The organism is Streptomyces sp. NPDC012769 (assembly GCF_042901205.1).
Lineage (GTDB): Bacteria > Actinomycetota > Actinomycetes > Streptomycetales > Streptomycetaceae > Streptomyces.
This window is the reverse complement of record NZ_JBIBCP010000003.1, coordinates 816,830-831,550: the sequence shown is the minus strand read 5'-3', so window position 1 is coordinate 831,550 and position 14,721 is coordinate 816,830. Positions and strand designations below refer to the sequence as shown.

Below are 14,721 nucleotides of genomic sequence, written 5' to 3'. Positions count from 1 at the left end.
GGGATCTGTCTCCTCCATGTACACAGCATCGTCCTCCGTGTCCGCACCGCCCCGGCCGCTGCACCGCACCATTCCGGCCGGTTCCGGACCGTACCTCGCCCCCGCTCCGACGCAGGGAGCGGCGCGGCCGAGGCGCTGGGCGGGGAGCACCGTCCAGCCGCCCAGCGGGAGAATCGACCTGTCCGGCCCCCAGGGGGCGCAGCTGCGCATGGCCATCGCGTCCGTGCACCGGATCTGCCCGGAGTTCAACCCGGTGCAGGTGCTGCGGCGCAGCGGCCGTTCCGTGCTGATCGTCGGGACGACCGGAAGGACCACGGCGGTCGCGAAGTGTTTACTGGACCATTCCCCCGCGTGGGTCGAGCGGTTCCGTCACGAAATAGCGTCGTACCGCACCTTCGTCCGGCACCGGCCACCGGTGCGTGCGCCGCGGTTGATCGCCGCGGATCCGGAGAACTGCACGCTGGTCATCGAGCGGATGCCCGGACGGGCGGCGGCGCTGACCCGTCACCCGGTCGAGGCCCCGCCCCGGGCGGACGTGCGGGCCGCGCTCGGCGCGATCGCCCGGCTGAACGCCTGGCGGCCGCCGGCCGGGACGTTCGACGCGCCGCTCGACTACGGGGCCCGGATCGCCCGCTATCACGAACTGGGGCTCTTCACCGACCGGGACCGGGACGATCTGCAGAAGCTGCTGCACGGTCTCGCGCACGCGGGGGGCCGGCAGGGCATGGGGCAGTTCTGTCACGGTGACGCCCTGCTCTCCAACATGCTGTTGTCGCCCGCCGGTCCTGTGCTGGTCGACTGGGAGCATGCGGGCTGGTATCTGCCGGGCTATGACCTGGCGACGTTGTGGGCGGTGCTCGGTGACGCTCCGCTGGCGCGGCGCCAGATCAGTCAGCTGGCGCAGCAGGCGGGCACGGCGTCGCGGGACGCGTTCCTGGTGAATCTGATGATCGTGCTGACCAGGGAGATCCGTACGTACGAGACGGCGGTGCAGCGGACGATCAAGGAGGCGCCGCCGGCCGGTTCGGTGCCGGTGCCCGCCGGGGCGGTCTCGCCGGGTGAGGAACAGCGGCTGCTGCTGCGGCGGCTGCACGACGACTGCGCCATGGCACGGCGGGCCGTGCGCGCGGCGGTCGGGACGCGCTGAGCGGTTCCGACACGAGACGGGGGTGGCGCGCCGCGCGCCCGGTGCCGACACACCGGGAGCGCGGCGCTTCTTCGTTCCGCTCGGAGCGGAACACCCCACGGGCGGCCTGAGCCCCGAGCGGGTCTGCGCCCCTGCGCCCCTGAGTCATTGGTCCACGCCACTGACGCGCCGCAGGCGGGCGCGCCGCCCCGGCGAAACTCCTCTCCAGCCGGTCTGACGTGGGAAATCGCCGACAACGAGGGGTGATTGACGGATGGTCCGGGAGCGGCTACCCCTGTACGGGTTCGGTTCCGCACGCCCCCGCTCCCCCATCCGTGCCTGGAGGCTGCCTTGCTCCGTTCCACCTCCCTCAGACGGGTCGCACCCGCCGTCCTGCTCCTCCCCCTGTTGTCCGGCGCGCCGTCCGCCACCGCCGAGGGGCCCGTCGCGGGTTCGCTCCAGGGGCAGTTCGCGGCGGCGGCCGAGCGGCACGGTGTTCCGCCGAGCGTGCTGCTCGCCGTGTCGTATCTCCAGTCGCGCTGGGACGCCCACGGCGGCGCGCCGAGTGTGACGGGCGGCTACGGTCCGATGCATCTGACGGACGCGGCGGGCGCGCTCGCCGAGGCGCCGCACCACTCGGAGGGCGAGGAGGACGCGCGCGGGGACGATGCGCGGGCACCTCGGGTGGGGGCCGAGGCGCCGCTGCCCGCGGCGGCGGAGCTGCCGGCGCGGTTGCGGACGCTGGAGCGGGCCGCCGCGCTGTCGGGCCGGTCGGCCGAGGAGTTGCGCACCACGACGGCGGCGAACATCGAGGGTGGTGCGGCTCTGCTGGCGGCGGCGCAGCGCGAGGCGGGACTGCCCGCGAGTACGGATCCGGCCGACTGGTACGGGGCGGTGGCGCGCTACTCGGGTGCGGAGGACACCGGCACGGCGGCGGTGTACGCGGACGAGGTGTTCGACGTGATCCGGGGTGGCCAGTCGCGCCGCACGGACAGCGGGCAGCTGGTGACCCTGCCGGCCGATCCGGACGTGGCGCCGGACACCGGGCAGCTGGCCGCGCTGGGCCTGCGGGCGCCGGCGAAGGGGCCGGTGGAGTGCCCCGCGACGGTGGCGTGCGAGTGGATCCCGGCGCCGTACGAGGAGTTCGGGGACGGCGACTACGGCAACCACGACAAGGCGGACCGGCCGGTGTCGCAGTCGATCGACTACATCGTGATCCACGACACCGAGGCGACCTGGGACACCACCCTGAAGCTGGTGCAGAACCCGGCGTACGTGTCGTGGCAGTACTCGCTGCGCTCCTCGGACGGGCACATCGCGCAGCACGTGCCGCTGAAGGACGTGGGCTGGCACGCGGGCAACTGGTTCGTGAACGCCAAGTCGGTGGGTCTGGAGCACGAGGGGTTCCTCACCGCGCCGGACTCCTGGTACACGGAGGCGATGTACCGGGCGTCCGCGCGTCTGGTGCGCCATCTGGCGAAGCGGTACGGCATCCCGCTGGACCGGCAGCACGTGCTGGGTCACGACAACGTGCCGGGGACGGTCACCTCGACGATCCGGGGCATGCACACCGACCCGGGTCCGTACTGGGACTGGGCGCACTACTTCCGGCTGCTGGGCCGGCCGATCACGCCGAGCGCGGGCCCGGACGCCGGGGTGGTGACGATCCGCCCGGACTACGCCTCCCACCGGCCGGTGTACACGGGGTGCGTGAAGGCCGGGGAGGCGTGCGCGCCGCACGGGAGCGGTGCGGTGCGCCTGCACACCGCGCCGAGCGCCGACGCGCCGCTGGTGAAGGACATCGGTCTGCGGCCGGGCGGGCAGGATTCGACCACCGGGGTCAACGACACGGGGGCGCGTGCCTCGACGGGTCAGAGCTATGCGGTGGCGGAGCGGCGGGGAGAGTGGACGGCGATCTGGTACCTCGGGCAGAAGGCGTGGTTCCACAATCCGAAGGAGGAGCCGACGGCGGTGAACGCGCGCGGCGAGGTGCTGACCCCGAGGGAGGGCCTGGCGTCGGTGCCGGTGTACGGGCGAGCGTATCCGGAGGCCTCGGCCTACCCCGCGGGGGTTCCGGTGCAGTCGGTGTCCCCGTTGCCGTACCGGCTGCTCGCCGGTCAGCGGTACGTGGTGGGCGGACGCACTCCGGGCGAGTACTACTTCGCGCCGGTGTTCGACCCTTCGGGTCACCAGGTCGTCCGCGGCCGGGAGGAGTACTACGAGATCCAGTTCGGCCATCGGGTGGCCTTCGTGAAGGCCGCTGACGTGCGGGTTTCCCAGGGCTGAGGAGAGGCGGGACCGAAACCCGCGCCGTGGGACCCAGGCGCCGCCGGATCGCGGTCCGGGCGGCATCTCCCGGCGTTCATATGACTATTCCGGTGTTCGCGTGAGCGCGGGGGTCGAGGGGTAATGCTCGGCCGGACGACCCCACGCTCACCGAAAGGCCTCCCTGGCATGGCTCAGCCCTTCGTTCTGCCGGATTTCTACGTCCCGTATCCGGCGCGGCTCAATCCCCATGTGGAGGCGGCCCGCACGCACACATGCGACTGGGCTCGGCAGATGGGCATGCTGGAGGGCTCCGGCATCTGGGAGGAGGAGGACCTCCAGTCCCACGACTACGCGCTGCTCTGCTCCTACACCCATCCGGACTGCGACGAGCGGGCCCTGTCCCTCGTCACCGACTGGTACACCTGGGTGTTCTTCTTCGACGACCACTTCCTGGAGATCTTCAAGCGCACCCAGGACCGGGCCGGCGGCAAGGCGTATCTCGACCGGCTGCCGCTGTTCATGCCCGCCGATCCGGCGGCGGGGATGCCGGAGCCGACCAATCCGGTGGAGGCGGGCCTCGCGGACCTGTGGCGGCGCACCGTGCCGTCGATGTCGGCGGCCTGGCGGGTGCGCTTCGCCGAGGCGACGGAGCACCTGCTGTACGAGTCGCTGTGGGAGCTCGACAACATCAACGAGGGGCGGATCGCCAACCCGGTCGAGTACATCGAGATGCGCCGCAAGGTGGGCGGCGCCCCCTGGTCGGCGGGGCTCGTCGAGTACGCGGCGGGCGCCGAGGTGCCCGAGCGGGTCGCTCACTCCCGGCCGCTGCGCGTGCTGCGGGACGCCTTCTCCGACGCGGTCCATCTGCGCAACGACCTGTTCTCGTACCAGCGTGAGGTCGAGGACGAGGGCGAGAACAGCAACGGCGTCCTCGTCCTGGAGAAGTTCCTCGGCTGTACGACGCAGGAGGCGGCCGAGGCCGTCAACGACCTGCTGACCTCGCGGCTCCAGCAGTTCGAGAACACCGCGCTCACCGAGGTGCCGGCGCTGTGCCTGGAGCACGGCCTGGGTCCCGGGGAGGCCGCGGCCGTCGCCGCGTACACCAAGGGCCTGCAGGACTGGCAGTCGGGCGGCCACGAGTGGCACATGCGCTCCAGCCGCTACATGAACGAGGGCATGGTGAGCGGCCCTTCGCGGACGGACGGGGTGATCGGCACCTCGGCCCTGGACATCCGGAACCTCTTCGGCCGGCCCGCCGTGAGCCGGCTGCGCTCGCTCACCCACGTACCGCACCGGAAGGTGGGGCCCTCGCTGCTTCCGGAGTTCGACCTGCCGTACCCGCTGACGCTCAACCCGCACCACGAGGAGGCCCGGCGCCGGTCCCTCGACTGGGCGGAGGCGATGGGACTGCTCGACGACATCTGGGACCGGCCGATGGCCGAGGGCTTCGATCTGGCCCTCTGCTCGGCGGGGCTCGACCCGGACGCCGGCCTGGAGGAGCTGGTCCTCAGCGCCCAGTGGCTGACCTGGGGCACTTATGGGGACGACTACTACCCCTTCGTCTTCGGGCGCTCGCGTAACCTGCTCGGCGCGAAGGAGCAGACCAGCCGGTTCAAGGCGTGTATGCCGCTGGACGAACCGGCCGCCGGGACGGCACTCGCGGTGAACCCGATGGAACGCTCACTGGCCGACCTGTGGGCGCGGACGGCCGGTCCGATGACCGACGAAGCCCGCAGCCAGTTCCGCACGGCGGTCGACGCGATGCTCGACAGCTGGCTGTGGGAGCTGCACAACCAGGCGCAGCACCGGGTGCCCGACCCCGTGGACTACATCGAGATGCGCCGGAGCACCTTCGGTTCGGAACTGACCATGTCGCTGTGCCGGCTGCGGCACGCCGCCGAGCTGCCGCCGGAGCTCTTCCGCTCGGGCACGGTGCGGGCGCTCGAGGGCTCGGTCATGGACTACGCGGCCCTGCTCAACGACCTCTTCTCGTACCAGAAGGAGATCGAGGTCGAGGGCGAGGTGCACAACGGCGTGCTGGTGCTGCAGACGTTCTTCGACTGCGACTACCCGACGGCGGTGGCGATGGTCGACGACCTGATGCGGGGTCGGCTGCGCCAGTACGAGCATGTGAAGAAGCACGAAGTGCCGCTGTTGTACGAGGACTTCGGGCTCGGCGAGAAGGGGCGTGCCGCCTTCGGGGCATATCTGCGGGAGTTGGAGGACTGGCTGGCGGGCATCCTCAACTGGCACCGCAAGGTGCGGCGTTACGGGGCGGAGGACGTCCACGCGGGCAGCGGTACGGCGCTGCTGCGCCGCGGCCCGAGGGGGCTCGGCACCTCGGCGGCCCGGCTCGCGTCCGCGTTCGGTGCGCTGGTGCCGTGAGGCGTACGGTCCGCCCCCGTCGGTCGGGGGCGGACCGCGTGCGTTTTACGGGCGCAGTCCGCGGAGCTGGTCGAGCTCGCGGCGGTCGCGCTTGGTGGGGCGGCCGGCACCGCGGTCGCGCACACCGGCCACGACGATCTCCTCGCGCGGCGGCGGGGGCGGGCTGTTGTCGACGTACGCCTCGGCGGCGACGGCCGGGCCGACCCGCTTGGTGAGCAGCTGCTTCACCTCGACGATCCGCTGCCGGCCGCCGTGGAAGACGCGGACCTCGTCGCCCGGTTTCACGGGCTGGGCGGGCTTGGCCCGCTCCCCGTTGACCTTGACGTGTCCGGCGCGGCAGGCCGCGGCGGCCTGGGAACGGGTCTTGGTGAGCCGGACCGCCCAGATCCAGCTGTCGACGCGTGCGCTCATCGGCCCCCGCCTCCCGGTCAGCCCTGCTGGAACAGCTCGGCGGGCAGCGGCTTGAGCAGCGCGTACAGGTCGTCGGTGATGGGCCGGTCCCAACTCGCGATGGTGACCAGGACGTTGTCGCTGCGGTCGAACTGCACGCAGGAGATCCGGCTCTCGGAAAGCTTGAGGCGGCGCACGATGAGCAGGTTGTCGCCCTGCATCACCGGCACGTCCTCCCTGTCGACGACCTCGACCGGCTCGTCGTTCTCCAGCGCGGCGAGCAGCTGGGCGACCTCGAAGGGAACCTGGCCCTCGGCGAGCTCGCGCGCCGGGGAGCCCTCCGGCAGGTTGCCGATGATCATCGCGGGGCCGCGGCCGCCGAACAGGTCGTAACGGAGGAAGACGCCCTGGCAGCTGCCGTCGGGTGCCGGAAGCAGACCGGCGCCGAGATTGCCGGGCCAGTCCCCGGGGTCCATGGCCAGGACGTCGAAGTCCGGGCCCGCGGGTGTGGCGGCGCTACGGCGGCGGAGGAAGGACATACCGCCATGGTACGTGCCCCGGCGCGGGATGCGGCGCGCCGGGGCGGGGTCGCGGGTCCGGCCGGTCGGCTCCCGTCGGCGGGCCGGCGCGGCCGGTTGCTCCGCTCGGCGTCGCGGGAGCCCTTCGGGCGGTGACGCGGAGCGCCCGGCCGACCTCGGAGGGCGCACCCGGGCGGGCGGCGGCAGGGGCGCCTCAGAGGTCTCAGGCGCGGGTGGCGTCCCGCAGGAACCTCTCGGGCTGGGTGCGCGGACGGCTGCGGGCGTCGGTGGCGGGCCGGTCGCCGGGGGCGAGGAGCCGGGAGTGGCGGTGGACGGCGCCGGGGGCCGGTTCCGCACGGACGGCGCGGAGGTGGTCGACGGCGGTGGCGGGCGCGGTGAGCAGGGTGGCGCGGCGCAGTTCGTGGAGGACGGCGGCGCGCTCGCCGCGGTCGGGGGGTTCGCGCAGGGCGCGGGCGAGGCAGCGGCGGGCGGTCTCGGGGGCGCCGGCCCGCAGGGCCTCCCGTGCGGCGGCGCGTAGATGTCGTACGACCCAGGGGTCGGCGTCGGGGTGGGTCTCCATGAGGTGGCGGGCGGCGGCGGTGGAGCCGAGTCCGGCGTCGATGACGCACCAGGCGGCCTGGCCGTGCAGGGCGACGCGGGTGGCGGCGGGGATGGCGTCGTTGAGGGCGGTGGCGAGGTGGGGGTGGACGAAGGCGAGGGTTTCGGTTCCGGGCTCGGCCGGGGCGAGGACACGGGCGGCGCGCAGTCGTTCGGCGCACCGGGCGGCCTCGTCCCCGCCGAGTCCGGCGACGGCGCCGGCGAGCCGCGGGGAGGCGTCGGCGCCGAGGACGGCGCAGGCCCAGGCGAGCCGGACGGCGGCGGTGCCGAACCGTCCGATCTGCGCGACGAGGCCCCTGCCCTTCGCGGACGCGGGGGCGCGTTCGGCGGTGGATTCGCGGCCCTGGCCGAGGCCGTGGTCGAGGGCCCGGTCACGGCTCCGGGCGGCGGGCTCCACGGCTCCGAAGCCAGGCCCGGAGACGGCGGTCCGGCTGCCACGACGGAAGGCGTCGTCGGCGTGCGCGCCGGTCCGGTCCCGGCCCGGCACGCCGTCCGGGGCGCGGCCCGTCGGACGGTGCGCCTCCTCCTCGACCGCGGCGCGTTCGGTCGTTTGCCCCAAGCGACGGAAGCCCTGGCCGGCCGGTCCGTCGGTGTGTGCTGCCATGGTTCACCCCACCCCCCCACACTGAGGGCGCACGCCCGGCGCACGAGGGGTGCGTCCGGGGCGGATGCCCCCTGAAGGACCCAGCGTACGCCGGGGCGCGCCCGTACGGAGGATGATGGTGAAGGTGATGTGAAGGAGCCTCAGACGCGCCGGGCAAGCGCTTCCAGGACGGCCAAGGCCTCGTCGGCGCGGGCGTGTTCGACGAAGAGGTGGTCGTGGTGGTAGCCGGCGACGACGTTGCAGCTCATGCCGGCGTCGGCGAGCGCTCCCGCGACGGCCGCGGTGAGGCCGACCGCGTCGAGCGCCGAGTGGACCCGCAGGGTGATCCAGCCGGCCACGTAGTCGTACGCCAGCGAGGCCGCGTCGGCGTCCTCCAGGCGTACGACCATCGTCAGGCCCTCGCGTTCGGCGACGGTGACGACGGGGGCGAGACCCGCCGGGGCGGGACCGGCCACGGTGGTGAAGACGTAGCGGCCGGGGTGGAGTTCCGGCCGCATCCCGGCGAGCAGCCGGGTCAGATCGCGCTCTGGGTGCATGGCCGCCACCCTAGGCGGCGACGGCCCCGCCTCAGGTGAGGTCGAACTCGCCCTCGCGGGCGTTGGCCACGAACGCCCGCCACTCGGCCGGGCCGAAGAGGATCGACGGCGCCTCGGGAAGCCGCCCGTTCCGCATCGCGACGAAGCCCTCGACGAACGCGATCTGGACGTCGCCCACCCCCTGGCTGCCGGAGCGCCAGTCGGCCCCCGACAGGTCGAGGTCCGGCAGGTCCTGCCCCGACCAGGCGTGCTGGGTCACGGTGCTGTCCGCCACGTCCGTTCTCCCCTCGCGTCGCAATCGTCACACTGCGCTGTACGTCCGGGCCTCAGCGTAGCGACCGGTCCGCGGCGCGGACAGACCTCAGACCGCGGGCGGCCGATCCCCGACCAGCCACATGGAGAAGAACTGCGCGCCCCCTCCGTACGCGTGACCGAGCACCGTGCGCGCCCCCTCGACCTGGTGCTCGCCCGCCTGCCCGCGCACCTGGAGCGCCGCCTCCGCGAAGCGGATCATGCCGGAGGCGCCGATGGGGTTGGTGGACAGCACCCCGCCGGAGGGGTTCACGGGCAGGTCGCCTCCGATCTCGGTGACCCCGGCCTCGGTGAGCTTCCAGCCCTCGCCCTCCTCCGCGAAGCCCAGGTTCTCCAGCCACATCGGCTCGTACCAGGAGAACGGCACGTACATCTCGACCGCGTCGATCTGACGGCGCGGGTCGGTGATCCCGGCCTGCCGGTAGACGTCGGCGGCGCAGTCGCGGCCCGCGTGCGGGGAGACGAAGTCCTTGCCGGCGAAGAGCGTCGGCTCGCTGCGCATCGCGCCGCCGAGCATCCAGGCCGGCGGGTGGGGCGAACGGGCCGCGCCCGCCCGGTCGGTGAGGACCATGGCGCAGGCGCCGTCGGAGGACGGGCAGGTCTCGGAGTAGCGGATCGGGTCCCACAGCATCGGGGACGACTGCACCTTCTCCAGGGTGATGTCGTGCTCGTGGAGGTGTGCGTAGGGGTTCTTGAGGGCGTTGCGGCGGTCCTTGTACGCGACGAGGGAGCCGATCGTGTCGGGCGCGCCGGTGCGCCGCATGTAGGCACGCACATGCGGGGCGAAGAAGCCGCCGGCGCCGGCGAGCAGGGGCTGCTGGAAGGGGACGGGAAGCGACAGGCCCCACATGGCGTTGGACTCGGACTGCTTCTCGAAGGCGAGGGTGAGGACGGTGCGATGGACCCGGGCGGCCACCAGGTTCGCGGCGACCAGGGCCGTGGATCCGCCGACCGAGCCGGCGGTGTGGACGCGGAGCATCGGCTTGCCGACGGCGCCGAGGGCGTCGGCGAGGTAGAGCTCCGGCATCATCACGCCCTCGAAGAAGTCGGGGGCCTTGCCGATGACGACGGCGTCGACGTCCGCCCAGGTCAGCTCGGCGTCCTCCAGGGCGCGTACGGCGGCTTCGCGGACCAGTCCGGCGAGCGAGACGTCCCGGCGGGCGGCGACGTGCTTGGTCTGGCCGATGCCGACGACGACCACGGGTTCCTTAGGCATGCGGGTCCCCTTCCAGGACGGCCACCAGGTTCTGTTGCAGGCAGGGCCCGGAGGTGGCGTGGGCGAGGGCGCGGTCGGAGGCGCCGCGGTGGATGCGGTCGGCGGCCTCGCCGAGGCGGATCAGTCCCGCGGCCATCACGGGGTTGGCGGCGAGCGCGCCGCCGGAGGGGTTGACGCGGACGTCGTCGCCGAGGCGGAGCGCCCTGCGCAGGACGACCTCCTGGGAGGTGAAGGGCGCGTGGAGTTCGGCGGTGTCGAGGGGCCGTGCGGCGGACGGGTCGAAGGCTCCGGCCCGTTCGGCGGCCAGGCGGGTGGAGGGCGAGTCGGTGAGGTCGCGCACGCCGAGGGAGTGGGCCTCGACGCGGTGGTCCATGCCGGTGATCCAGGCGGGCCTGGCGCACAGTTCGCGGGCCCGGTCGCCGGCGGCGAGGATCACGGCGGCGGCGCCGTCGCCGATCGGCGGGCAGTCGCCGGTGCGCAGGGGCGCGACGACGTGGTCGCCCTGGGGGCGGGCGCCGGGCAGCTGGGCGTGCGGGTTGGCGGTGGCGTCCTGGCGGCTGCGGGCGGCGATCGCCGCGAGCGCGGGCTCGTCGGTGTGGCCGGCGTCGATCAGGGCCCGCGCCTGGAGTGCGGCGAGGGCGACGGAGTCGGGCCACAGGGGTGCGACGTAGTAGGGGTCGAGCTGTCGGGTGAGGACATCGCGCACGGAGCCGGCCGAGGACTTCCCGTACGCGTAGACGAGCGCCGTGTCGGCCTCGCCGGTGAGGAGCTTCACCCAGGCCTCGTACAGCGCCCAGGCGCCGTCCGTCTCGACGTGCGATTCGGAGATCGGCGGCCAGGCGCCGACGCCGTCGAGGGCCATGGTGAAGGAGAAGGCGCGGCCGGCGAGGTAGTCGGAGGAGCCGGAGCAGGTGAAGCCGATGTCGGAGGTCTTGCATCCGGTCCGGCGGAGTACCTCGTGGAGGACCGGCATGACCATCTCGACCTCGGAGAGTTCGTCGGAGCGCCGGGTGTGGTCGGTCTGGGCGAAGGCGACGATCGCGACGTCCCGGCGTGCTGCTGTCACAGGAGCTCCTTGTACGTGTCGTAGTCGGCGTCGGGCTCTCCGCTGGGGCGGTAGTGGTCGGGGTAGCGCCCGTCGTCGCTCCACACGGGTTCGACCCGCAGGCCCATCCGCACCTGGTCGTAGGGGATGCCGGCGATCCGCCCGTGCAGGGCGAGTCCGGCGCCGTCGAGGGCGATGTGGGCGTAGACGTACGGGACTTCGATGGCGTCGTTCATGGCGTTCTTTGCCTTGATGTTGACGATGCAGAAGGTGGTGACGGTGCCGCGGGGGCCGACCTCGACCCGGTCGGTGGTGGCGACGCCGCAGGTGGGGCAGGCGCCGCGGGGCGGGACGTAGACCTTGGCGCAGGAGGGGCAGCGTTCGCCGACGGTGCGGCGTTCGCCGAGGGCGTGGAGGTAGCGGGTCTGGGCGCGTCCGGGGCTGTAGGTGTAGTCGAGGCGGGCGGGGGCGACGATGCCGGTGACGGGCTCGTCGAAGCGGCCGTCGTGCGGGCGGGGCGGCGTCTCCCGGCGTGCGCCGTCGTACGGCTCGAAGCAGGCGATGTCGGTGATGGCGCCGTGCCGTTCGGGCGCCCAGCGGACCCGCACCCGCATGCCGGTGCGTACGGCGTCGGGGCCGGGCGCGTCGAGGGCGTGCAGCAGGGCGGTGTCGGCGCCGTCGAGGCGGACGAGCACCCAGGCGAAGGGGGTCGCGAGGGGCTGGCCGGGGCGGGGTTCGGGGTTCCAGGCCCAGGTGGTGACGGTGCCGGTGGCGTCGACCTCGACCAGGTCGCGCAGCTCGGCGGCGCTCTCGGGGTCGTACTCGACGGGTGGGACGAGCACGCGCCCGGCTTCGGTGCGGACGCCGAGGAGGGTGCGCTCGCGCAGGCCGGTGAGGAAGGCGGACTGGACGGGGCCGAGGGACCGGGTGAAGGGGAACTCGACGACGAGGGGGGCGCGGAGCGTTTCCGGGGTGGCGGTCATGGGGCTCCTTGGTGGTGGCGGGGCTCGCGGGGGCCGGGGGGCGCGAGCGCGCGACGGCGACGGACGCGGGACGGGAAGCGCGGGGCGGGCTGCGCGGGGGGTCACTCCCGGCGGTAGACCGGGGCGCGCTTCTCCGCGAAGGCCCTCGCGCCCTCCTTCGCGTCCGCGGTGGCGAAGATCGGCCAGCCACGCTTCAGTTCGGCCGCCAGGCCCTCCTCCTCGGTCATCTCCGCCGTCTCGTAGACGGACGCCTTGACGGCCTCCACGGCGAGCGGGCCGCAGGCGTTGATCTGTTCGGCGATCTCCAGGGCGGTCTCCAGGGCGGTGCCGGCCGGGACGACGCGGCCCACGAGGCCGATGCGGGCGGCTTCGTCGGCCGTGTAGGGACGGCCGGTGAGGAGCATTTCGAGGGCGTGGGTCCGGGCGATCTGCCGGGGCAGGCGGACGGTGGAGCCGCCGATCGGGAAGAGGCCGCGGCGGACCTCGAAGAGTCCGAAGGTGGCGGTGTCGCCGGCGACGCGGATGTCGGTGCCCTGGAGGATCTCGGTGCCGCCGGCGACGCAGGGGCCCTCGACGGCGGCGATGACGGGCTTGCGGGGGCGGTGGTGGCGCAGCATCGCCTTCCAGTGCAGATCGGGGTCGGCGGTCATGCGGTCGCGGTACTCCTCGCCCGCCATGCCCTTGCCGGCGAGGGCCTTGAGGTCCATGCCCGCGCAGAAGGAGCCGCCGGCGCCGGTGAGGACGACCGAGCGGACGGTGTCGTCGGCGTCGGCGGCGAGCCAGCCGTCGTGGAGGCCGACGAGCATCGGCAGCGACAGCGCGTTCCTGGCCTCGGGCCGGTTCAGGGTGAGGACGAGTGTGGCGCCTTCGCGCCGCACGTCGAGGTGCTCGGTGCTGCCGCCCATGGGCGTCTCCCTCTTCGGTGCCGTCTGGCATTTCTGGAACAGGTTGCAGGAGTGCGGAGTTCACTTCAATAGTTTTCTGACACTCAGTCAGATTCTTCTGCGCGCCCCCTTCCCACCTCCGCCCGTCGGCGCTCTAATGACCGCGCCAGTCACCGACGGGTCAGTCCGGCCAGGATCAGGAGGAACGGTGGAGTACAACCTTGCCGACCTGTTCGAATCGGTCGTCGACGTGGTCCCGGACCGCGAGGCGCTGGTCTACGTCGACCACCCCGGCACCGGCGCCGAGCGCCGGCTGACCTACGCCGAGCTCGACACGGCGGCGAACCGGCTCGCCCACCACCTGATCGACGCGGGACTGCGGCCCGGCGAGCACCTCGGACTGCACCTGTACAACGGCGTCGAGTACCTGCAGACCGTGCTGGCCTGCCTCAAGGCCCGGCTCGTGCCGGTGAACGTCAACTACCGCTACGTGGAGGAGGAGCTGGTCTACCTCTACCGGGACGCCGACCTGGCGGCGCTCGTCTTCGACACCGAGTTCACCGGCCGGGTCGCGGCCGCGCTGCCGCGGACCGAGAAGCTGCGGCACCTCGTGCGGGTGGGGGCCCCGCGCGGGGACGCCCCGGTGCTCGACTGCGCGGACTTCACGGCGGCGGAGGCGGCCGGTTCGCCCGGGCGCGGCTTCCCGGCCCGCTCGGCCGACGACCTGTTCATCATCTACACCGGCGGCACCACGGGCATGCCGAAGGGCGTGATGTGGCGGCAGGAGGACCTGTTCTTCGCCGGGCTGTTCGGCGGCGATCCGAGCGGTGAGCCAGTGAAGCGGCCCGAGGAGCTGGCCGAGCGGGTCGCGGCGGGCGGCGCGGGGATCACCTTCTTCCCCGCTCCCCCGCTGATGCACGGCACGTCCACCCTCACCTCGTTCATCGCCTTCAACTACGGGCAGCGGGTGGTGATCCACCGCAAGTACGTGCCCGAGGAGGTGCTGCGCACCATCGAGAAGGAGAAGGTGTCCAGCGTCTCGCTGGTCGGCGACGCCATGCTCCGGCCGCTGGTCGACGCCCTGCGGGGACCGCTCAAGGGCACCGACCTGTCCTCGCTGTTCAGCGTCTCCTCGTCCGGCGCGATCATGTCGGACACCGTGCGCGCGCAGTTCCAGGCCCTGGTGCCGAACGTGCTGCTGCTCAACAACTTCGGCTCCTCCGAGTCCGGTTCCAACGGCCGGGCGACCGACGACTCGGGCCCCGCGAAGGGCTTCCGGCTGCACGTCAACGAGCGCACCGATGTGGTCGACCCGGTCACGCACGAACCCGTCGCCGTCGGCGAGATCGGCCGGCTGGCCCAGCGCGGGCACGTGCCCCTCGGCTACTACAACGACCCGGCCAAGACCGCCGAGACCTTCTTCGCCAGGGGCGACGAGCGCTGGGTGCTCCTCGGCGACATGGCCACCGTCGACGAGGAGGGCATCGTCACCGTCCTCGGCCGTGGCTCGCAGTGCATCAACACGGGCGGGGAGAAGGTCTATCCGGAGGAGGTCGAGCAGGCGCTCAAGTCCCATCCGGACGTGTACGACGCCCTGGTGGCCGGCGTGCCGGACGCGACCTGGGGCAGCCACGTGGCGGCCGTGGTCCAACTGCGCCCCGGCGCCTCGCCGTTGGACCTGGCGACGGTCCAGGACCACTGCCGCACCCGGCTCGCCGGCTACAAGGTGCCGCGCCAGCTCGTCCTCACCGACCGGATCCAGCGCTCCCCCAGCGGCAAGGCGGACTACCGCTGGGCGAGGAGCGTGGCCACGGAGGCGGACACCGCCTGACCGGC

13 protein-coding genes are annotated in these 14,721 nt (G+C 73.1%); 4 read left to right on the top strand and 9 right to left on the bottom strand.

Annotation, left to right across the window (positions count from 1 at the left end):
• Window positions 1-16: 16 nt before the first annotated feature.
• The 3 genes from ACFY7C_RS18845 to ACFY7C_RS18835 all read left to right on the top strand — a co-directional run bounded on the left by ACFY7C_RS18845 (window position 17) and on the right by ACFY7C_RS18835 (window position 5,779).
• The gene (locus ACFY7C_RS18845; protein WP_389651385.1) at window positions 17-1,147 is read left to right on the top strand and encodes an aminoglycoside phosphotransferase family protein; all 1,131 of its coding nucleotides are present in this window, start codon (window positions 17-19) and stop codon (window positions 1,145-1,147) included.
• A gap of 330 nt (window positions 1,148-1,477) precedes the next feature.
• Window positions 1,478-3,412, top strand: coding sequence for an N-acetylmuramoyl-L-alanine amidase (locus ACFY7C_RS18840; RefSeq protein WP_389651383.1), 1,935 nt, complete (start codon window positions 1,478-1,480; stop codon window positions 3,410-3,412).
• Between the two features lie 168 nt (window positions 3,413-3,580).
• A complete protein-coding gene (locus ACFY7C_RS18835; RefSeq protein WP_389651380.1) occupies window positions 3,581-5,779 on the top strand; it encodes a germacradienol/geosmin synthase in 2,199 nt (732 codons plus the stop codon).
• 45 nt (window positions 5,780-5,824) lie between these two features.
• Here the strand turns inward: ACFY7C_RS18835 and ACFY7C_RS18830 are convergent, their stop codons facing one another.
• The 9 genes from ACFY7C_RS18830 to ACFY7C_RS18790 form a co-directional block, all read right to left on the bottom strand.
• Window positions 5,825-6,190, bottom strand: a complete 366-nt coding sequence (locus ACFY7C_RS18830; RefSeq protein WP_389651377.1) for an RNA-binding S4 domain-containing protein — start codon at window positions 6,188-6,190, stop codon at window positions 5,825-5,827.
• Window positions 6,191-6,207: 17 nt separating this feature from the next.
• Window positions 6,208-6,708, bottom strand: coding sequence for a hypothetical protein (locus ACFY7C_RS18825; RefSeq protein ID WP_128978357.1), 501 nt, complete (start codon window positions 6,706-6,708; stop codon window positions 6,208-6,210).
• Window positions 6,709-6,910: 202 nt separating this feature from the next.
• Window positions 6,911-7,909, bottom strand: a complete 999-nt coding sequence (locus ACFY7C_RS18820) for a hypothetical protein (protein WP_389651374.1) — start codon at window positions 7,907-7,909, stop codon at window positions 6,911-6,913.
• A 140-nt stretch (window positions 7,910-8,049) separates the two neighbouring features.
• Window positions 8,050-8,445, bottom strand: coding sequence for an ACT domain-containing protein (locus tag ACFY7C_RS18815; protein WP_389651372.1), 396 nt, complete (start codon window positions 8,443-8,445; stop codon window positions 8,050-8,052).
• 31 nt (window positions 8,446-8,476) lie between these two features.
• Complete coding sequence (locus ACFY7C_RS18810) at window positions 8,477-8,719, bottom strand: DUF397 domain-containing protein (protein ID WP_389651370.1); 243 nt, start codon at window positions 8,717-8,719, stop codon at window positions 8,477-8,479.
• Between the two features lie 87 nt (window positions 8,720-8,806).
• Window positions 8,807-9,973, bottom strand: a complete 1,167-nt coding sequence (locus ACFY7C_RS18805) for a thiolase domain-containing protein (protein WP_389651367.1) — start codon at window positions 9,971-9,973, stop codon at window positions 8,807-8,809.
• Window positions 9,966-11,039, bottom strand: a complete 1,074-nt coding sequence (locus ACFY7C_RS18800; RefSeq protein WP_389651364.1) for a thiolase domain-containing protein — start codon at window positions 11,037-11,039, stop codon at window positions 9,966-9,968. Before ACFY7C_RS18800 ends, ACFY7C_RS18805 begins: the two co-directional genes overlap by 8 nt.
• Window positions 11,036-12,001 (bottom strand): Zn-ribbon domain-containing OB-fold protein, encoded by a 966-nt coding sequence (locus ACFY7C_RS18795; protein WP_389651361.1) that lies wholly within the window; start codon window positions 11,999-12,001, stop codon window positions 11,036-11,038. The genes ACFY7C_RS18800 and ACFY7C_RS18795 overlap by 4 nt, the downstream gene beginning before the upstream one ends.
• Before the next feature lie 101 nt (window positions 12,002-12,102).
• Entirely contained in the window at window positions 12,103-12,906 is an 804-nt protein-coding gene (locus ACFY7C_RS18790) for a crotonase/enoyl-CoA hydratase family protein (protein WP_389651359.1), read from the bottom strand.
• A gap of 187 nt (window positions 12,907-13,093) precedes the next feature.
• Here ACFY7C_RS18790 and ACFY7C_RS18785 point away from each other — a divergent pair, with 187 nt between their 5' ends.
• Window positions 13,094-14,716, top strand: a complete 1,623-nt coding sequence (locus ACFY7C_RS18785; protein ID WP_389651356.1) for an acyl-CoA synthetase — start codon at window positions 13,094-13,096, stop codon at window positions 14,714-14,716.
• Window positions 14,717-14,721: the final 5 nt, after the last annotated feature.